Raw genomic sequence first — 17,320 nt, 5'->3', positions numbered from 1 at the left:
CTGCCTTGCCCACCACCGAACCCAGGAGGCCGCATGTGCGAAGTCTTCATCAGTGCCGACCCGCAGAGCTACGACGCGCGCACGCGCTCGGTGCGGCTGCACGGCGTGGTCACCAGCATCCGGCTGGAGAACCTGTTCTGGCAGGTGCTCGAGGAAATCGCGCAGCGCGACGGCATGGTCGTGGTGCAGCTCATCGAGCGGCTGTACGACGAGCTGGTGGCCGCGCGCGGCGAGGTCGGCAACTTCGCGTCGTTCCTGCGCGTGAGCGCGCTGCGCTACGAGGCGATGGTGGCGCAGGGGCGCATTCCGGCCGACACCTCAGTGGCGATTCGCTCGCTCGACGCCAAGGCCGTGCTGCATGCGTTGCCGCAGGGCTGGGGCCGACCACAGCCCGATGCACAACCCCGACCGACAGCCGCCGACAGCCGCGTGCGCACGCTGCATGTCGCGGCGCGGCGGCACGCCTGACAGACGGTTGCGACCGCGGCTACCGCGGCTACAGCGGCTGCAGCGGCTACCGCGGCTTGAAGCCCGGCACCTTTTGCCAGGGCGCATCGCCGCTGCTGCGCTCCCATGCCGCGCCGACCGGCGAGTCGGTGATCTCGCTCAATGTTGGGTCCATCTTCAGGAACGAGTTCAGCGGGCAGATCTTGGGCGGGTTCGCGTCCAGCTCCTGCTGCGTCTCCTTGCCGCTCGAAAAGATCCAGCCGGAGTCGTACGGGTTGTTGGGCTTCACGCGGTAGGCGAAACCCACCGGCAGCCGGTGCGGCCCCATGACCTCGTCGGACGCGAGCACCAGCGGTGCGAGCGCGGCGAACTTGTCTTCCCACGGTTCCTTCTTCTTTTTGCCGAATGGCCACATGGCGCGCTGTGCCTGAATGAACGGCACCCTCCCTGACACCGAATTTGCCCTGTGCGCACGGGCTTGGCAAGCGCCCCTGTGTCAGACGCTCGCCCCCCGTTGCCGCTGAATCTGCCGCTTCTGCTGCCCGTCCGGCCCCTTGTAGGTGGGCGACAGCCGGCGCCGAAGGGACTTGATTGCGGCCGCTCGCGCCGCCTGCACGCCCGCATCCGCCGCGTCGATCGCCAGCACCCACGCGAGCGACTCCGCAACGGGTGCGCCGCGAACCGTCCAAAGGCAGATGCTCTGCAGCAAGGGCGTGGCGGCCGTGTCGAACGCCCGCGTCACGGTCCGCAGCACATCGCGCATGACGGCCTCGTCGACCTTCACGCCGTCGTCGAAGCTCAGCAGCAGGTTCAGCGCCGCCAGCGCCTTCCATTCGACATGCGTGGCGTCCGTGGCCTGCCACTGGGCCGACGCGCAGAAGCCGACCAGCGCCTGCACGCTCTCGCCGGTCTTCACCTCTTCGAGAACGCCGACGGCAAAGCCGGCAAGCGCGGGGTCCGCCAGCAACGGTTGCAGCGCGGGAACGCCGCCACGCCCGAAGGCCGCGCAAGCCCGTGCCCATCGCGCGAAAGGCACGACGCGCGTGCCGTCTTCAAGCAAGCCCTCGCTCAACCAGCCGTGCTGCGCGCAGAGGCGCTCGATTTCGTCCGCGCCTTCGGCACCGTGGACCCGCGCGAAACGGACCATGTCCTCGACATCCATCGATCCGCCGTGGGCCAAGGGCGCCGGGCCCTTCGATGCCTTGCGGGAGAGTGCATTCAGGTTCATCTCTTCATTGCCGTTGTTTCCTTTTTGGTCCGTTCAGCGCCTGGCGCCCTTCACCTTGTCGATGAGCTGCCGCGCCCACCGGCCCATCGCCATCGGCCCGAGCCGATGGCTGAGCCGCGCCTTCTGCTCCGGCGGCATCTGGTCGCCGAAGCGGCGCAGCGTGTCTCGCAGCGTCGCGAACTCGGCGGCGTGATCGCCCAGGGCGGCTTGCGCGTCGGCCAGCCATTCACCGGCATTGATGACGCGCTCGCGCAGCCGCGCGTCGGTGGTGTCGCCGAAGCTGGCAATCAGCTGCTGGTGCACCGCGGCGCGGCCCGCCTGGTCGCCGCGCTCGCGCAGCAGGCTCGCCTTGTTGACCATGGCCTTGGCCACCCACAGCTGCAGCGCGACCTCCCTGGCGTGCAGGTCGCGGCCGATGACCAGCTCGTAGCTGTTCAGCGCGGCCGGCGCGTCGCCGGCCTGGCGCTGGGTGATGCCGCGGCAGTACAGCGCGCGGGCCACGCACAGGCGCAGGTCGGTCACGTCGGACGTGGCCCAGCGCGAGAAGATGTCGTCGTACAGCCGCAGTTCTTCGTCGTGCCGGCCGAGCTTGTCGAGCGCGGTGCACTTGTGCTCCAGGCAGCGCGCCACGTGCTCCTGCACCGACATCGACAGCTCCTCGCCGTAGCGCGCGTCCATCAGGTCGGCGGCGGCAATCACGCGCTCCAGCTGGCCCAGCTGCAGCAGCCAGTACACCTTGTTGGCCAGTGCGCGCGCGCACTGGTAGCGCAGCTCGGGGTGGGCGGCCTCGGCGTGCGCGTGCAACACCTCGTCGAACAGTGCGATGCCTTCGCGCACCTGGCCGGCCTCGGCGCATTCCGAGCCGCGCGTGATCGTGTCGCGCACCGCGTCGCGTTGCGCCACGGGCAGGTCGGGAAAGTCGCGGTCGTGCTCCTCGCCGGTCAGCGTCTTCAACGTGTTCAGGCAGGTAAGGCGGCTGGCGCCCGCCTTGGCCAGCACGTCGCGCATGCGCTGCGAGGTCACGTTGCGAAAGCGCGCGAGGATCTCGTCGTACACCACCAGCGCGTCGGCGGGGCGCTCCATCAGCATCAGCAGCAGGTAGCCCTTGTTGAGCAGCGCGCTGGCGACGGTCATGCCCAGCGCCCCCTCCTGCGCGCCGGCCGTGAGCGCGAGCAGGCGGTCGTAGGCGGCCAGCGCGGCGTCGAAGGCATCGGCTTCGCGCAGGTCGACGGCGTGCGCGTACAGCGCGTCGGCCACGCGAAGACGCAGCTCCTGCGGGTCGTCGGCCCCGGCAGGCGGGCCGACGCGCGCGACCAGGTCGTCGAGCAGGGCGGCATGAGCCTCGGGCGTGGCGGAAGTCTCGTCCAGCAGTTCAAGGCATTGGAGCTGCGCGTTGATGGCTTCCTCGCGCAGCGCCGCGCTCGCGTCGGGCGCGACGGCCGCCACCAGCGCCTGGTACAGGGCCAGCGCCTCCTGCGGGCGATCCAGTTGCGCCAGCGTGCGGGCGCGGCCTGCCGTGGCGTGCGCCACGACCAGGGCGATGTCGGGGTTGGGATCGAGGTCGGCCCCGTCGGCTGGCTCGCTGGCGCCGCCGAAGCGTTCCTGCACCGCCGCGTAGACCGCCAGCGCGTCGCCCGGCCGCCCCAGGTTGCGCAGCGCGTGCGCGCGCGCCATGCCCGCGCGCGCCACCCACAGGCGCACGCGCGCCGCGGGCGCATCGCCGAAGCGCGCGTCCAGCGCGTCGCACAGCGCGAGCGTTTCTTCGGGCGTCTCGGCGTCCAGCGCCAGCCTGCACATCGCGGCCACCACCTCCGCCTCGATGTCGGGGTCGGTGTGCGTGCGGTAGCGCGCCACGAGCGCGGCGCGCGCGTCGGCCAGCTCGTCGTACCGGTCGAGGCCGCGCAGCACATGCGCCTTCAGCACCATCACGCGGCAGGCGTGGCGCGCGACACCGGGAAACTCATCGACGCCATGCACGGCCAGCACCTCGTCGCAGGCCGCGAGCGCGTGTTCGGGCTCGCGCGCGTCGTCGAACATGTCGGCGCGCAGGAAGCCCGCGCGCGCGTGCACCTCGCGCAGCGCCTCGCGCGGGTCGCCGGCGTAGGCCGCGAGCACGCCGTCGAGCATCGGAATGGCCGCTTCCACGCGCTGCCCGGCTTCGGCCACGTGCGCCGCCTGCGCGATGCGGGCGTGGCCGACGCGGGCCGCCACCGATGCCTCGGGCGCGTGGGCCGAATCGCGCCACACGGCTTCGAAGGCCTCGCGCGATTCGTTCGGATAGTCGAGTTCAGCGAGCAGGTCGGCGCGCCAGATGCGGGCGCGCGCCACCGTCTCGCGCGTGGCCTCGGGCGTGTCGCCAGCAAAGCGGCGTGCGATGTCTTCGCAGCTGCGCACCATGTCGACCTTGGCGAAGGCGCCGCCTAGCGTGCCGGCCACCAGCGCGCGCTGCAGCGCGGCGTTGGCGACCCAGCTGCGCAGCGCGGGCGTGTCCGCGTCGGCGAAGCGCCGCTGCACTTCTTCGTAGGCCTCGATTTCGGGCTGCGCCTTGCCCAGCGCGCGCCAGGCCAGGCCCTTGCAGTTGAGCGCCTGCGCGATCCAGCGCGCGCGGCCGGCGGGTGCGGCGTCGGCATGGGCAAGCAGCGCGTCGCACAGCGCGACGCGCTCGCTGTGCCGCCCGAGCTGCGCCAGCGCCTCGCCCTTGCGCAGCCAGGCTTCGTACAGATGCTCCTCGAGCGAGGGGTCGGTGGCGGCGTGCAGGCGGTCGATGACCTGGTCGGCTTCTGCGATGGTGGCTTGCGCGGCCTGTGCGTCCTGCATGGCCGTTGCGGCGGCTGCGGCTGCTGCGTTCGTGTTCAAGCGGATGTCCTCCCTTGCATGCAGCGTCGGCGCGCCGCTCGCCTGCTGGGTGCAGGCTGGCGGACTTTAAAGGAAGGCGGGGCGAGAGATAAGTAGGACCATGGCGTGAATTCGGTCGCCTTGGCCATGGCCGCGCGAGGGTGCGTGGATGACAATCTTGCGCACTGCCCAATACGCGGACACCGCCCGACGGAGGAACTGAAGATGGCTTACTTGAAAGAACTCAAGGTCACGTTCACGCGCAAGCGCGTCGACGATGACCTGCTGAACAAACCCGTGGACAGCCCTGAGCAGGTCTACGCGCTGTTCAAGGACATGCAAAACGAGACCAAGGAAAAGGTCGTGGTGCTGCACCTGAACCCGCAGCTCGAAGTGCTTTCCTATGAGCTTGCAGCCATCGGGACCGGCACGCAGGCCCTGATCGATCCGGTGGAGCTATACCGCAATGCGATGCTGGCGCGGGCGCACTCGCTGATCGTGGTGCACAACCATCCGTCGGGAAACCCGAAGGCTTCGCCGGCCGATCTCGACATGGCCAAGCGCCTGCTCGATGTGGGCAAGCTGCTGGGCATGGAGCTTCAGGACTTCATCATCATTGGCGACGACACGTACACGAGCTTGCGCCAAGACAAGGTGTTCTGACTCACTCCACCACCGCCCCCGAACTCTTCACAATCCCCGCCCACTTGCCACTCTCCCGAGCAATCAACGCGGCATAGTCAGCCGGCCCGCCCAGCAGCGGCACGGCCCCTTCCACGTCCAGCCGCGACTGGAACTCCTTCTCCCCCGCCACCTTCAGCATCTGCGCCGCCAGCTCGTTGACGAACGCGGCGGGCGTGCCGCGCGGCGCGAGGAGCCCGTAGGTCAGCGTGCTCTCAAAATCCGCGAGCGCGGGTAGGCCCGACTCCATCACGGTCGGCACGTCGGGCAACGACGGCAGCCGCCTGGCGCTGGTGACCGCAATGGCGCGCAGCCGCCCGCCCTTCACCAGCGCGAGCGCGGGCGGAATCACGCTGAACATCATCTGCACCTGCCCGCCCGCGAGGTCGGTGAGCGCGGGGTTGGTGCCCTTGTAGGGAATGTGGGTCAGCCTGGTGCCGGTGCGTTCGGCGAAGAACTCGCCGCTCAGGTGGCCGCCGGTGCCGCTTCCGCTCGATGCGTAGTCGATGGCGCCGGGCTTCGTCTTTGCCTCGGCCACCAGGTCGGCGATGGTGCGGATCTTCGAGCTGGCGGGCACCACCAGCACCAGCGCCGACGACGCGAACATGGCCACGGGCGCCAGGTCTTTGCGGGGGTCGAACTTCAGGCCCTTGTACAGCGCCGGGTTGATCGACACGGTGCCGGTGTGGCCCAGCAGCAAGGTGTTGCCGTCGGCGGGGCTGCGCACCACTTCGCCGGTGCCCAGGTTGCCGCCGGCACCGGGCTTGTTGTCGACGACGATGGCCTGCTTGCGCAGCTCGCCCAGGCCCTTGGCCATCTGGCGCGCGAACACGTCGTTGCCGCCGCCGGGGGCGAAGGGAACGACGATGCGAATGGGTTTGGTGGTGTCGCCCTGGGCCCCTTGCGGCACCTGCGCGAAAGCCGGCAGGGCCGCTGCGGACAGCAGGCCCAGCAGCATCTCGCGCCGGGTGGTTGAAGAAGCAGCGGCAACAACGACTCGGCGCGAGGGGTGCGTCATGACGGGAGCGTCAGGCGCGGGTCACACGCGCTCGAGAATCAGCGCAATGCCCTGCCCCACGCCGATGCACATGGTGCACAGCGCGTAGCGCCCGCCGCCCTTGTGCAGCTGGTTGATGGCGGTGGTGGCCAGGCGCGCACCGCTGGCGCCCAGCGGGTGGCCCAGCGCGATGGCGCCGCCGTTGATGTTCACGCGGGCGTCGTCGTCCTTCAGGCCCAGCAGGCGCAGCACGGCGAGGCCTTGGGCGGCGAAGGCTTCGTTCAGCTCGATGACGTCGATCTGGTCGATGGTGAGGCCGGTGAGCGCCAGCACCTTCTGCGTGGCCGGCGCGGGGCCGATGCCCATCACGCGCGGCGCGACGCCGGCGGTGGCCATGCCGACGACGCGGGCGCGCGGCGTGAGGCCGTGCTTGGCGGCGCTGGCTTCGTCGGCCAGCAGCAGCGCGCAGGCGCCGTCGTTCACGCCGCTGGCGTTGCCGGCGGTGACGGTGCCGTCGGGGCGCACGATGGGCTTGAGCTTGGCCAGCGCCTCCAGCGTGGTGTCACGCGGATGCTCGTCCTTGTCGACGATGAGGGCGTCGCCCTTTTTCTGGGGCACGGTGACGGGGACGATCTCGGCATCGAAGAAGCCCGACTTCTGCGAGGCCACGGCGCGCAGCTGCGAGTTGAGCGCCATCAGGTCTTGCGCCTCGCGCTCGATCTTGTAGTCGGTGGCCACGTTCTCGGCCGTCTCGGGCATGGAGTCGACGCCGTACTGCGCCTTCATGAGCTTGTTGACGAAGCGCCAGCCGATGGTGGTGTCGTACACGGCGTTGTTGCGGCTGAAGGCGCTCTCGGCCTTGGGCATGACGAAGGGGGCGCGGCTCATGCTTTCCACGCCGCCGGCGATCATGAGGCCGGCTTCACCGGCGCGAATGGCGCGCGCGGCGGTGCCCACGGCGTCCAGGCCCGAGCCGCACAGGCGGTTGATGGTGGCGCCGCCCAGCTCCAGCGGCAGGCCGGCCAGCAGCGCGGACATGCGCGCGACGTTGCGGTTGTCTTCACCGGCCTGGTTGGCGCAGCCGTACAGCACGTCGCTCACGGCTTGCCAGTCGACGTTCTTGTTGCGTTCCATCAGCGCGCGCAGGGGCACGGCGCCCAGGTCGTCGGTGCGCACGCTGCTGAGCGAGCCACCGTAGCGGCCGAAGGGGGTGCGAACGGCGTCGCAGATGAAGGCTTGGTTGGTCATGGTGTGTGTCTCTTGAAAGTCTTGAACGAAATCAGGCGGCTGCGGCGGCCGCGGGCGCGATCGGCAGGCCGACCAGCTTCTCGAGCTCTTCGCGGCTCAGGCCGTCGACCAGATCGACGAGCTTCAGGCCCTGCGGCGTGCATTCGATGGTGGCCAGGTCGGAGTACACGCGCTTCACACAGGCGATGCCGGTCAGCGGGTAGGTGCATTGCGCGACGAGCTTGCTCACGCCCTGCTTGGTCAGCAGGTCCATCATGACCCAGGTCTGCTTGGCGCCGATGGCCAGGTCCATGGCGCCGCCGACGGCGGGAATGGCGTCTTTCTCGCCGGTGTGCCAGTTGGCGAGGTCGCCGGTGGCCGACACCTGGAACGCGCCGAGCACGCAGATGTCGAGGTGGCCGCCGCGCATCATGGCGAAGCTGTCGGAGTGATGGAAGAACGAGCCACCCGGCAGCAGCGTGACGGGCTGCTTGCCGGCGTTGATGAGGTCGTAGTCTTCTTCGCCGGCCTCGGGCGCGGGGCCCATGCCAAGGATGCCGTTCTCGCTCTGCAAAATGACTTCGCGGCCCTTGGGCAGGTGGTTGGCCACCAGCGTGGGCTGGCCGATGCCGAGGTTGACGACGGCGCCGTCGAAGATGTCCTGCGCGACGCGGGCGGCCAACTGGTCCTTGGTGCGACGGGTGTAAGTCATGGTCATGCTGCCTTCTTGAAACCGCCGGCCTGGGTCGCCACGCGTTCGATGCGCACCACCTGGTGCACGAAGATGCCCGGGGTCACGATGGTCTCGGGGTCGAGGGTGCCGAGCTCGGCAATGTCGTGCACGGTGGCCACGGTTTTCTTCGCGGCCATGGCCATCACGGGGCCGAAATTGCGCGCGGCCTTGCGGTACACCAGGTTGCCCCAGCGGTCGCCGCGCTCGGCCTTGATGAGCGCCACGTCGCCGTGGATGGGGTACTCCAGCACGTACTGCTTGCCGTCGATTTCGCGGGTCTCGCGGTTGCCGGCCAGCTGCGTGCCGTAGCCGGTGGGGCAGAAGAAGGCGCCAATGCCGGCACCGGCGGCGCGAATGCGCTCGGCCAGGTTGCCCTGGGGCACCAGCTCGAGCTCGAGCTTGCCGCTGCGGTACAGGCCGTCGAACACCTGGCTGTCGGCCTGGCGCGGAAAGCTGCAGATGATCTTGCGCACGCGGCCGGCCTTCAGCAGCGCGGCCAGGCCGGTCTCGCCGTTGCCCGCGTTGTTGTTGACGACGGTGAGGTCCTTGGCGCCCTGCTCGACGAGGCCGTCGATGAGTTCGTTGGGAATGCCGGCGGTGCCGAAGCCGCCGATGAGAACCGTGGCGCCGTCGGGGATGCCCGCCAGGGCGTCCGCGACCGAGCGCGCGATCTTGTTGATCATGAAGCTTGTCTCCGGGTAAGAAGGAAAAGGAAGCCGCTGAAGAAGAACAACCAGTGCCGCAATCCGTTCGTTCCAGCTCGATTCTGCGAACTGCCGAATTGTTCGTCTAAAGAACATTTGTTCGTATAATGAATTCTAGAGAGGAACGCTCACCATGGCAACCCGCCCCGCACAAACTCATACACCTGACACACCCGCCCCCGGCGACAGCTACGTGCAGTCGTTCGCGCGCGGCCTGCAGGTCATTCGCTCGTTCAGCGCCGCCGCGCCGCACCAGACGCTCAGCGAGGTGGCCGCGGGCAGCGGGCTCACGCGCGCGGGGGCGCGCCGCATCCTGCTGACGCTGCAGACGCTGGGCTACGTGGTGACCGACGGCAAGCTCTTCACGCTCACGCCGCGCATCCTCGACCTGGGGTTCGCGTACCTGTCGTCCATGCCCATCTGGAACCGCGCCGAGCCGGTGATGGAGGCGCTGGTGCAGCAGGTGCAGGAGTCTTGCTCGGCCGCGGTGCTGGACGCGACCGACATCGTGTACGTGCTGCGCGTGCCCACGCAGAAAATCATGCGCATGAGCCTGGGCGTGGGCTCGCGGCTGCCGGCCTACTGCACGTCGCTGGGCCGGCTGCTGCTGGCCGACCTGGAAGACGACGAGGTGCGCGCGCGGCTCGAGGCATCGAACGTCGAGGCCATGACCAAGCACACGGTGACCGACATCGACGCGCTCATGGCCAAGGTGGCGCAGGCGCGCAAGCAGCAGTGGTGCCTGGTGAACCAGGAGCTGGAAGAAGGCCTCATCTCCGTGGCCGCGCCCATCGTCGACAGGCAGGGCCGCATGGTGGCGGCGCTGAACATCAGCGGGCAGGCCAACCGCACGAGCGCGAAGGTGATGCAGGAGACGATGCTGCCGGCGCTGGTGGACGCGGCGCGGCGGGTGTCGCAGCTGCTCTGAGCGCCCGGGCCTCCGGCGCCCGGCTTCGGTTCAGCGCGGCCCGTCGCGCTTCATGCCGCGCGCGGCCGTGCGCACCGCATCGCGCAGCGACTGCACCATCGGGTGCCCTTCGAGCTCCTTCAGCGTGAAGAAGCTCACCGGCGGCAGGTTCCAGCTCAGCCGGTAGGGCAGCGCGGCCCAGTGGCCCGCGCGCTCCATGTCGGCCACCACGTCGCGCGCCAGGATGGTGATGGCGTTGGGCTCGGTGCGCAGCACCATCTCCATGCTGCGGATCGACGTGCTCTCCAGCATGGGCACCGGCGGCTGCACGCCCGCGCCCACGAAGATGGCGTTGTAGGTGCGGCGCATGGGCGTGTTGGGCGGCGGCAGTATCCAGTCGAGCTGCGCCAGGCGCGCCCAGTCGAGCGGCCCGCGCGACAGCCGCTTGACGCTCTTGGCGGCCACCACCAGGCAGGGCTCCTGCTGGTGGATGGCCTCCTGCACCAGTCCGGTGGCATCGCCGTCGTACGAGCGGCCGATGGCGCAGTCGAGCTCGCGCGCCACCAGGCTGGCGACCAGCTCGTCGGTGGTGCCTTCGCGCGTCATCACGGCCACGCGGGGCGTGCGGTCGAGCAGGTGGGTGAGCGCGGCCGACAGCAGCTGCTGCGGCACCTGCTGCGTGAGGCCCAGCCGCAGGCGCCCGCTGCGCCCGGCCTCCAGCGAGGTGAGCACGCGCGAGGTGGCCTCCAGCTCGGCGAGCCAGCGCTGCGCGTAGTGCAGCACGGCCTCCCCGGCGGGCGTGGGCACCAGGCCGCGGCTGGTGCGCTCGAACAGGCGGCTGCCGAAGATGTCTTCCGCCTCGCGCAGCGCCTTGGTGATGGCCGGCTGGCTCACGCGCATTTCGGCGGCCACGCGGCCCAGCGTGCGGTGGCGGTCGATGGCCTGCAGCAGCGAGAGCTGGCGCAGCTTCAGCCGCGAGAGCAGCGCGTGCTGCAGGTCGGCGGCGGGGTCGCGGGTGGTGGGCACGCTCATAACTCCCTGGTTATCGGGTCATCAGAATTTAATGCACTTCGGGCAATGGCGGTGCCTAGACTTTGTTCATGCCCATCGCCACCGCACCGCCGCCCATGGCCCCCACCCACCTCACGAACGCGCTGCTGGACGCGCTCGCCGAGGCGCGCGGCACCGAGGAGGCCATGCGCCAGGTGGACCGCATGCGCCGGCTGGTGGCGGGCGAGAGCATCTTCAGCATCCAGCGCAACGTGACGACCGCGCACGACCCGGCCGACGAGATCCGGCTGCGCCGCTTCTATTCGTCGGAGGCCGAGCGCCACCCGGTGGGCGGCGTGAAGCGCAAGACGCTCACGCCGTGGACCGACTGCCTCTTTCGCCAGGGCCGCGTGTTCGTGGCCGAAGGCGCGCAGGCGGTGGCACCGCACTTCGACGACTTCGAGCAGATGCGCCCCTACGGCCTGCAGAGCGTCGTCAACGTGCCGCTGCTGCACGGCAACACCTGCTACGCCACCTTCAACGTGTTCGGCACGCGGCCCCGGTGGGAGCCGCACGAGCTGCTGGGCATCCGGCTGCTGGCGCTGGCCGCGGCGCGCTGGGTGCCGGCGGCGCCGGGGCTGGCTTACCGCTTCGCAGACATGAACTTCAACGCAACGATGGAGAGCTGACCATGCCCACGCCTGTGCAAAAGCCCGGAACCATGCCGGTGGTGATCGTCGGAGGCGGCCCCGTGGGGCTGTCGATGGCCATCCTGCTGCAGCGCTTCGGCATCGACTTCGTGCTGCTGGAGCGCAGCCCGACCACCACCGACCACCCCAAGGCGCGCGGCACCTACACGCGCACCATGGAAATCTTCAGGCAGTGGGGCATCGACGGGCTCATGAAGCGCCACGCGCTGCCCGACGGCTCCGACTTCTTCGCGTTCAGCGAATCGATGGCCGGCCACGAATGGGGCCGCACCACGCCCGAGCCCAACGTGGGCCATTCGCCGTGCTGGAAGATCATCCAGTCGCAGGACACGGTGGAGGTCGAGCTGCTGGCCCATGCCCGCAAGAGCGACACGGGCCGCTTCCTGTTCGGCCACGAGTTCATGCAGTACGAAGAAAGCGCCGACGGCATCGTGGTGGTGGCGCGCAAGCTGGACACGGGCGAAACCCTCACCTGGCAGGCGCAGTACCTGGTTGCCGCCGACGGCGCCACCAGCGCGGTGCGCCGGCAGGCCGACATCGAGATGCGCGGGCCGGCCACCATCGCGGTGATGGCCAACGAGTTCTGGCAGGCCGACCTGTCCGACGTGCGCGACGTGAAGACCTGCGCGGGCTGGCGCGTGTACGCCAAGGAGTCGCCCTACCCCATCACCACCGTGCTGAACACCAACGGCAAGGACCGCTGGCTCAACCTGCTGCCCGTGGGCCGCGAGGTGGACGAGCGCACCGGCGCGCGCCACGACGCCGAGGTGGTGAACCTCGCGCGCACGGTCTCGGGCGTGCCCAACCTCGACGTGAAGGTCATCAACCGCTCGGTGTGGCGCATGAGCCGCCAGGTGGCCGCGAGCTTTCGCAAGGGCCGCGTGCTGCTGGTGGGCGACTCGGCGCACCGCTTTCCGCCCAACGGCGGCTACGGCATGAACTCGGGCATCCAGGACGCGCACAACCTCGCCTGGAAGCTGGCCTTCGTGCTCACCGGCCGCGCCAACGCGCGCCTGCTCGACAGCTACGAGCAGGAGCGCCGGCCCATTGCCGAGTCGAACGCCGACTTCAGCCTGCACAACGCGATGCGCTTCGTGCAGTGCGACGAGGCGCTGCGCTCGGGCAACCCGGAGCGCATCGCCTTCTGGATTCGCGACAGCGACAACCACATCCACAGCATCGGCCAGTCGCTGGGCTTCGTCTACGAAGACGGCGCGGTGGTGCCCGACGGCACCGGCAGGCATGTGCTGCGCGCGCGCTGGTACGAGCCCACCGACCGGCCGGGGGCGCGCTTTCCGCACCTGTGGCTGGACCTGGCGCGGCGCCACACCACGCTCGACTGGTTCGACCGCGAGTTCGTGCTGGTGGCGGGGCCGAAGGCCGACGGGTGGATGGAGGCGGCGCGCGCCGTCTCGGGAAAGAACGGCCGCACGGTGCAGGCGCACCAGCTCGACGACAGCCACGAGAAAGACGGGCTGCTGCTGGGCCTGCGCGGCGCGGTGCTGGTGCGGCCCGACGGCCACGTGGCCTTTCGCATGCCGTGGACGCCGAGCGACCCGGCCGCCGAACTGTCGGCCGTGCTGGCCCGCCTGCTGGACTGATGCCATGCCTGTAACCGCACTGCACCACTTCACGATCCGCTGCACGCCGTCGGAACTGCCGCCGCTGGTCGACTTCTACACCCGCGTGCTGCGCCTGCAGGTGGGCGCGCGGCCTGACATTCCCGCGCCGGGCGCGTGGCTCTATGCGAACGGGCAGCCGATCGTGCACCTGTTCGCGCACCTGGCGACGCCCGATGCGCCCGGTCAGCCGGGGCAACCGGTGACGGGGCACATCGACCACATCTCCTTCCGCTCGCGCGGGCTGAAGGAAATGCGCGCGCACCTGTACGCCATGGGCGTGCCGTACACCGAGGCGCCGATTCCGGGCTGGGACATTCACCAGCTTTTCCTGAACGATCCGCGCGGGCTGAAGGTCGAAATGACCTTCTGGCTCGCGGAGGAAGCGGAAGAATCGGAAGAAGGCCAGCACGAACACCTTGCCGGAGGTGCGGCATGACCGACTTCGTGCAGGCCGGCGAGGTGCGCATCGCCTTCGAGCGCGAGGGCCAGGGCCCGGCGCTGGTGCTGATGCATGGCGCGGAGGCCACGCGCGGCATGTTCGCGGCGCTGGTGCCGCACCTGTCGAAGCACTTCACCGTGATCTCCTACGACCAGCGCGATTGCGGCGACACCGAAGGGCCCGAGCGCGCGGCGACGCTGGCGGACCTGGCGGGCGATGCGCACCAGTTCATCAAGGCGCTGGGGCTGAAGCGCGCGCATGTGTTCGGCTCGTCTTTCGGCGGCAGGGTGGCGCAGGCGCTGGCGCTGCTGCACCCGCGCGCCGTCGACCACCTGGTGCTGGGCAGCACCTGGCCGCTGCCGCGCCCCTACGAAGAGCTGTGCCCCGAGGCCGGGCGCCTGGCCGAGCTGCGCCAGGCGCTGCCGGGCACGGCGGAAGAACTGGCGACCTGGTTTTTTCCCGAGGCCTACCTGCGGCAGCGGCCCGAGCTGCGCGGCGTGTTCGCGAATGCGCGGCCCGCGTCGGCGCGCTCCCGCCGGCGGGCGGCCACCGTGGCGACCGCGCTGGACAACGGGGTGGCCGACATCGTGGCGCCCACGCTGGTGCTGGCGGGCGAGCTCGACCGCGTGGTGCCGCCGGCGGTCACGCTGGCCATGGCCGGGCGCATCCACGGCGCGGAGGCCGTGCTGCTGCCGGCCATCGGGCATGTGGCGGCGCTGCAGGCGCCCGAGGTCGTGGCGCACCACCTGGTCCGTTTCCTGAATCGCTCGCTGGAGCGCCTGCCGAACCGCGAAGGAGCCAAGGCATGAACACCACCACCCTGTTGCGCGCGGCCCCGCCGGTGGGCGCGAGCGCGGACTACATCCGCATCGAAGGCCTGTCGAAGCACTTCGGCGCGGGGCGCGAAGGCGTGCTGGCGCTGAAGGACATTGCCTGCACCATCCGCCAGGGCAGCTTCGTCACCATCGTCGGGCCCAGCGGCTGCGGCAAGAGCACGCTGCTGCGCATCCTGGCCGGCTTGCTCGACTACGACGTGGGCCAGGTGGTGCTCGACGGCCAGCCCATCCACGGCACGCGGCGCGACGTCGGCGTGGTGTTCCAGAGCTCCATCCTGCTGCCTTGGCGCACCATTCTCGAGAACGTGATGCTGCCGGCCGAGGTGCTGGGGCTGGACATGAAGAAGGCCCGCGAGCGCGCCATGCAGCTGCTGCACATGGTGCGGCTCGAAGGCTTCGAGCACAAGCTGCCGCGCCAGCTGAGCGGCGGCATGCAGCAGCGCGCCTCCATCGCGCGGGCGCTGCTGCACGACCCCAAGATCCTGCTGATGGACGAGCCCTTCGGCGCGCTCGACGCCATGACCCGCGAGCGCATGAACCTGGAGCTGCAGCGCATCTGGATGGAAAGCGGCAAGACGGTGGTGCTCATCACGCACTCCATACCCGAGGCCGTGTTCCTCGGCGACCAGGTGTTCGTGATGTCGCCGCGCCCCGGCACGCTGGAGCGGGTGCTGCCCATCGACCTGCCGCGGCCGCGCACGATGGCGGTGATGTCCGACCCGGTGTTCGCCTCGGCCACCGCCAGCATTCGCGAGCGCTTCTCGCATGCCGCTTCGTTCGACTGACAGGAACCCGACCATGAAGACCGCGATGCTTGCCTCTGCCCGATCTGCCCGATCCGCCCAGGCTCCCCTGGCGCCTCGATCCGCGCCTGCCGAACATGCCGGCTTGCCGCCCGATGCATCCGCCGCGCCGCGCCGGCGCCGCGCCAACCCCCTGCAGTCCACGCGCGTGCAGTCGATGCTGCTGCTGGCCGCGCTGCTCGGCGCGTGGGAAGGCGCGGTGCGCTTCTTCAACGTGCCCAAGCACCTGGTGCCGCCCTTCAGCGACGTGGCGGTGGCGCTGTGGCGCGGCCTGGCCACCTCGCCGATGGCGAAGGACGGCTTCTGGTACCACGGCGGCGTGACGCTCGCGGAGATCTTGCTGGGCTTCGGCATCGGCAGCGGCATCGGGCTGGCGATCGGCATCGTGGTCTCGCAGATGCCGCGGCTGGAGGCGCTGCTGGGGCCCTACGTGTCCGCGCTGCAGAGCGTGCCCAAGGTGGCGGTGGCGCCCATCATCGTGGTGTGGCTGGGCTTCGGCATCGGCTCTAAGGTGGTGATCATCTGCCTGCTGACCTTCTTTCCGGTGCTGGTCACGGCCATCGCGGGCTTCAAGGCGGTGGACGCGGACCGCATCGACCTGCTGCGCTCGCTGTCGGCCACGCGCTGGCAGATTTTTCGCAAGGCGAAGTTCCCGAGCGCCCTGCCCTTCATCTTCGCGGGGCTGAACATGGCCGCGGCCTTCAGCGTGGTGGGCGCGGTGGTGGGCGAGTTCGTCGGCGCGCAGGCCGGGCTGGGCGTGCTCATCCTGCAGATGGAGGCGCAGGCCGACAGCGGCGGCAGCTTCGCGGTGTGCATCGTGCTGTCGGTGATCGGCATTGCGCTGTCGGCCCTGCTGCGCAAGCTGCAGCAGCGCGCGCTGCACTGGATGCCGGCGGACAGCTCGCAGCGCACCGTGAGCGTCTGAGCCGAAGCGGCAAGCCGACCTTCATTCGATTCGCCCTCGCGCGGCGGGTGTTGCAGCCGCGCGTTCCTTTCCTTCCTGTTCCTGTTGTTGAGGAGTGAGCCATGTGGAGACGACGTGATTTCGGCCTGGGCGTGGGTGCCCTCGGCCTGGCGGGCCTGACCGGCGCGCTGCCCGCGCTGGCGCAGCAGCTGCGCGTGATGAAGGTGGCCAACACCGCGGCGGTGAACGACCCGCAGCAGTGCTTCACCACGGCGGGCCAGCACCCGAAGCTGAACTTCTACAAGCCCGGCGGGGTGGACATCGAGTACGTGAACATGTCCAGCATGACGCAGGCCATGCAGAGCCTGCGCGCGGGCCATGTGGACTTCGGGCCGGCCGTGCCGGGCATCCTGCTGCCCGCCATGGCCAAGGACCCGACGCTGGACCTGGTGAGCGTCTACAAGTGGCTGCCGCGCAATGCCAACGTGATCGTGGTGAAGCCCGCGAGCGGCATCCGCACGGCGGCGGACCTGGCGGGCAAGCGCATCGGCGTGCGCAGCCTGGGCGACACGGGCATCTCGGTGACGCGCGCCATGCTCGCCGAGCTGGGGCTGAAGGACGACAGGTGCGAGTACATCGCCATCGGCGACGGCGCGCCGGCGGGCGCGGCCATCGACAACGACCGGGTCGACGCCATGGTGGCCTTCGACACCGCGGCCGCGCGCATCGAGCTGGTGGGCACCCGGCTGCGCTACGTGCCGCTCACGCCGAAGTTCGCGCAGCTGGGCTCGGGCTGGATCTGCGTGCCGCGCGAGTCGATCAAGAAGGACCGCGCGGCGCTGGTGGCGCTGTTCAGGGGCGTCGCCAAGTCGACGATCTTCTCGAACGCGAACATCGACGCGGGCATCGACCTGCACTGGGCGGTGTACCCCGAGAGCCGGCCCAAGGGCCGCAGCGAGGACGAGGCGCGCAAGGAGCTGGCCTTCATCATGAAAGACCGCAAGAACAGCTGGATGCGCCGCCCCGAAGACCCGGACCAGCGCATGGGCGCGTCGTCGCTCGCCGAATGGACCGCCAACATCGCCATGGCCGCCGACAGCAGCAAGAACCCGAAGCTGGCCGAAGAGCTGGGTGACGCCAACCGCCTGTTCACCAACGAGCTGATCGACGAGATCAACGCCTTCGACAAGCAGGCGGTGGTGGACATGGCGAAGGGGTTCAAGGCGTAGCAGCTTGGCAGCGCCTTGGCGAGACGAC

The 17,320-nt window shown here is 69.9% G+C and carries 18 protein-coding genes; 10 read left to right on the top strand and 8 right to left on the bottom strand.

Translation table 11 applies throughout. The annotated features are described in order from the left end of the window. The first annotated feature begins 33 nt into the window (after positions 1-33). The gene (locus AB6807_RS28835) at positions 34-468 is read left to right on the top strand and encodes a ribbon-helix-helix domain-containing protein (protein WP_371087247.1); all 435 of its coding nucleotides are present in this window, start codon (positions 34-36) and stop codon (positions 466-468) included. Between the two features lie 46 nt (positions 469-514). Here AB6807_RS28835 and AB6807_RS28830 read toward each other — a convergent pair whose 3' ends face one another. The 3 genes from AB6807_RS28830 to AB6807_RS28820 all read right to left on the bottom strand — a co-directional run bounded on the left by AB6807_RS28830 (position 515) and on the right by AB6807_RS28820 (position 4,531). Further along, on the bottom strand, positions 515-862 hold the full coding sequence (locus tag AB6807_RS28830) for a DUF2185 domain-containing protein (RefSeq protein ID WP_371087246.1): 348 nt from the start codon (positions 860-862) through the stop codon (positions 515-517). 81 nt (positions 863-943) lie between these two features. Next, entirely contained in the window at positions 944-1,675 is a 732-nt protein-coding gene (locus AB6807_RS28825; protein ID WP_371087245.1) for a hypothetical protein, read from the bottom strand. 33 nt (positions 1,676-1,708) lie between these two features. Then, entirely contained in the window at positions 1,709-4,531 is a 2,823-nt protein-coding gene (locus tag AB6807_RS28820) for a hypothetical protein (protein ID WP_371087244.1), read from the bottom strand. Between the two features lie 204 nt (positions 4,532-4,735). On the opposite strand from AB6807_RS28820, the gene AB6807_RS28815 reads away from it, so the two are divergent. Further along, positions 4,736-5,173, top strand: coding sequence for a JAB domain-containing protein (locus tag AB6807_RS28815; RefSeq protein WP_116909405.1), 438 nt, complete (start codon positions 4,736-4,738; stop codon positions 5,171-5,173). A 1-nt stretch (position 5,174) separates the two neighbouring features. Here the strand turns inward: AB6807_RS28815 and AB6807_RS28810 are convergent, their stop codons facing one another. The 4 genes from AB6807_RS28810 to AB6807_RS28795 are packed head-to-tail and all read right to left on the bottom strand — an operon-like array spanning position 5,175 to position 8,831. After that, the gene (locus AB6807_RS28810; RefSeq protein ID WP_371087243.1) at positions 5,175-6,209 is read right to left on the bottom strand and encodes a Bug family tripartite tricarboxylate transporter substrate binding protein; all 1,035 of its coding nucleotides are present in this window, start codon (positions 6,207-6,209) and stop codon (positions 5,175-5,177) included. A 21-nt stretch (positions 6,210-6,230) separates the two neighbouring features. Further along, entirely contained in the window at positions 6,231-7,436 is a 1,206-nt protein-coding gene (pcaF, locus tag AB6807_RS28805; RefSeq protein ID WP_371087242.1) for a 3-oxoadipyl-CoA thiolase, read from the bottom strand. Between the two features lie 31 nt (positions 7,437-7,467). Further along, on the bottom strand, positions 7,468-8,133 hold the full coding sequence (locus tag AB6807_RS28800) for a 3-oxoacid CoA-transferase subunit B (protein ID WP_116909408.1): 666 nt from the start codon (positions 8,131-8,133) through the stop codon (positions 7,468-7,470). Continuing rightward, positions 8,130-8,831, bottom strand: coding sequence for a 3-oxoacid CoA-transferase subunit A (locus AB6807_RS28795; RefSeq protein WP_108136890.1), 702 nt, complete (start codon positions 8,829-8,831; stop codon positions 8,130-8,132). Before AB6807_RS28795 ends, AB6807_RS28800 begins: the two co-directional genes overlap by 4 nt. A 154-nt stretch (positions 8,832-8,985) precedes the next feature. Here AB6807_RS28795 and AB6807_RS28790 point away from each other — a divergent pair, with 154 nt between their 5' ends. Next, positions 8,986-9,780 (top strand): IclR family transcriptional regulator C-terminal domain-containing protein, encoded by a 795-nt coding sequence (locus AB6807_RS28790; protein WP_371087241.1) that lies wholly within the window; start codon positions 8,986-8,988, stop codon positions 9,778-9,780. A 30-nt stretch (positions 9,781-9,810) separates the two neighbouring features. Here AB6807_RS28790 and AB6807_RS28785 read toward each other — a convergent pair whose 3' ends face one another. Next, positions 9,811-10,785, bottom strand: a complete 975-nt coding sequence (locus tag AB6807_RS28785; RefSeq protein WP_371087240.1) for a LysR family transcriptional regulator — start codon at positions 10,783-10,785, stop codon at positions 9,811-9,813. A gap of 74 nt (positions 10,786-10,859) precedes the next feature. Here AB6807_RS28785 and AB6807_RS28780 point away from each other — a divergent pair, with 74 nt between their 5' ends. The 7 genes from AB6807_RS28780 (at position 10,860) to AB6807_RS28750 (ending at position 17,292) form a co-directional block, all read left to right on the top strand. Beyond that, complete coding sequence (locus AB6807_RS28780) at positions 10,860-11,438, top strand: GAF domain-containing protein (RefSeq protein ID WP_371087239.1); 579 nt, start codon at positions 10,860-10,862, stop codon at positions 11,436-11,438. Between the two features lie 2 nt (positions 11,439-11,440). Further along, entirely contained in the window at positions 11,441-13,060 is a 1,620-nt protein-coding gene (locus AB6807_RS28775; protein WP_371087238.1) for an FAD-dependent monooxygenase, read from the top strand. 4 nt (positions 13,061-13,064) lie between these two features. After that, the gene (locus AB6807_RS28770) at positions 13,065-13,517 is read left to right on the top strand and encodes a VOC family protein (protein WP_371087237.1); all 453 of its coding nucleotides are present in this window, start codon (positions 13,065-13,067) and stop codon (positions 13,515-13,517) included. Further along, complete coding sequence (locus AB6807_RS28765) at positions 13,514-14,329, top strand: alpha/beta fold hydrolase (protein WP_371087236.1); 816 nt, start codon at positions 13,514-13,516, stop codon at positions 14,327-14,329. The genes AB6807_RS28770 and AB6807_RS28765 overlap by 4 nt, the downstream gene beginning before the upstream one ends. Beyond that, on the top strand, positions 14,326-15,141 hold the full coding sequence (locus AB6807_RS28760) for an ABC transporter ATP-binding protein (RefSeq protein ID WP_116909415.1): 816 nt from the start codon (positions 14,326-14,328) through the stop codon (positions 15,139-15,141). The genes AB6807_RS28765 and AB6807_RS28760 overlap by 4 nt, the downstream gene beginning before the upstream one ends. 103 nt (positions 15,142-15,244) lie before the next feature. Next, positions 15,245-16,084: an ABC transporter permease gene (locus AB6807_RS28755; protein ID WP_371087235.1), complete on the top strand. Its 840-nt coding sequence runs from the start codon at positions 15,245-15,247 to the stop codon at positions 16,082-16,084. A gap of 101 nt (positions 16,085-16,185) precedes the next feature. Further along, positions 16,186-17,292 carry an ABC transporter substrate-binding protein gene (locus tag AB6807_RS28750; RefSeq protein ID WP_371087234.1) on the top strand — a complete coding sequence of 369 codons (1,107 nt, stop codon included), beginning with the start codon at positions 16,186-16,188 and terminating at the stop codon, positions 17,290-17,292. Positions 17,293-17,320 lie beyond the last annotated feature (28 nt).

Origin of the sequence: Variovorax sp. RCC_210, assembly GCF_041355175.1 — a bacterium.
Taxonomy (GTDB): domain Bacteria; phylum Pseudomonadota; class Gammaproteobacteria; order Burkholderiales; family Burkholderiaceae_C; genus Variovorax.
The sequence above is the reverse complement of the archived record's forward strand: the minus strand, read 5'-3'. Positions and strand labels throughout refer to the sequence as shown.

Bases quoted from the DNA above. Each gene is read 5' to 3' on its own strand.
- AB6807_RS28835 (WP_371087247.1), top strand. From the start codon at position 34: ATGTGCGAAGTCTTCATCAGTGCCGACCCGCAGAGCTACGACGCGCGC.
- AB6807_RS28830 (WP_371087246.1), bottom strand. From the start codon at position 862: ATGTGGCCATTCGGCAAAAAGAAGAAGGAACCGTGGGAAGACAAGTTC.
- AB6807_RS28790 (WP_371087241.1), top strand. From the start codon at position 8,986: ATGGCAACCCGCCCCGCACAAACTCATACACCTGACACACCCGCCCCC.
- AB6807_RS28800 (WP_116909408.1), bottom strand. From the start codon at position 8,133: ATGACCATGACTTACACCCGTCGCACCAAGGACCAGTTGGCCGCCCGC.
- AB6807_RS28770 (WP_371087237.1), top strand. From the start codon at position 13,065: ATGCCTGTAACCGCACTGCACCACTTCACGATCCGCTGCACGCCGTCG.
- AB6807_RS28795 (WP_108136890.1), bottom strand. From the start codon at position 8,831: ATGATCAACAAGATCGCGCGCTCGGTCGCGGACGCCCTGGCGGGCATC.
- AB6807_RS28750 (WP_371087234.1), top strand. From the start codon at position 16,186: ATGTGGAGACGACGTGATTTCGGCCTGGGCGTGGGTGCCCTCGGCCTG.
- pcaF (WP_371087242.1), bottom strand. From the start codon at position 7,436: ATGACCAACCAAGCCTTCATCTGCGACGCCGTTCGCACCCCCTTCGGC.
- AB6807_RS28775 (WP_371087238.1), top strand. From the start codon at position 11,441: ATGCCCACGCCTGTGCAAAAGCCCGGAACCATGCCGGTGGTGATCGTC.
- AB6807_RS28825 (WP_371087245.1), bottom strand. From the start codon at position 1,675: ATGAACCTGAATGCACTCTCCCGCAAGGCATCGAAGGGCCCGGCGCCC.
- AB6807_RS28780 (WP_371087239.1), top strand. From the start codon at position 10,860: ATGCCCATCGCCACCGCACCGCCGCCCATGGCCCCCACCCACCTCACG.
- AB6807_RS28765 (WP_371087236.1), top strand. From the start codon at position 13,514: ATGACCGACTTCGTGCAGGCCGGCGAGGTGCGCATCGCCTTCGAGCGC.
- AB6807_RS28760 (WP_116909415.1), top strand. From the start codon at position 14,326: ATGAACACCACCACCCTGTTGCGCGCGGCCCCGCCGGTGGGCGCGAGC.
- AB6807_RS28810 (WP_371087243.1), bottom strand. From the start codon at position 6,209: ATGACGCACCCCTCGCGCCGAGTCGTTGTTGCCGCTGCTTCTTCAACC.
- AB6807_RS28815 (WP_116909405.1), top strand. From the start codon at position 4,736: ATGGCTTACTTGAAAGAACTCAAGGTCACGTTCACGCGCAAGCGCGTC.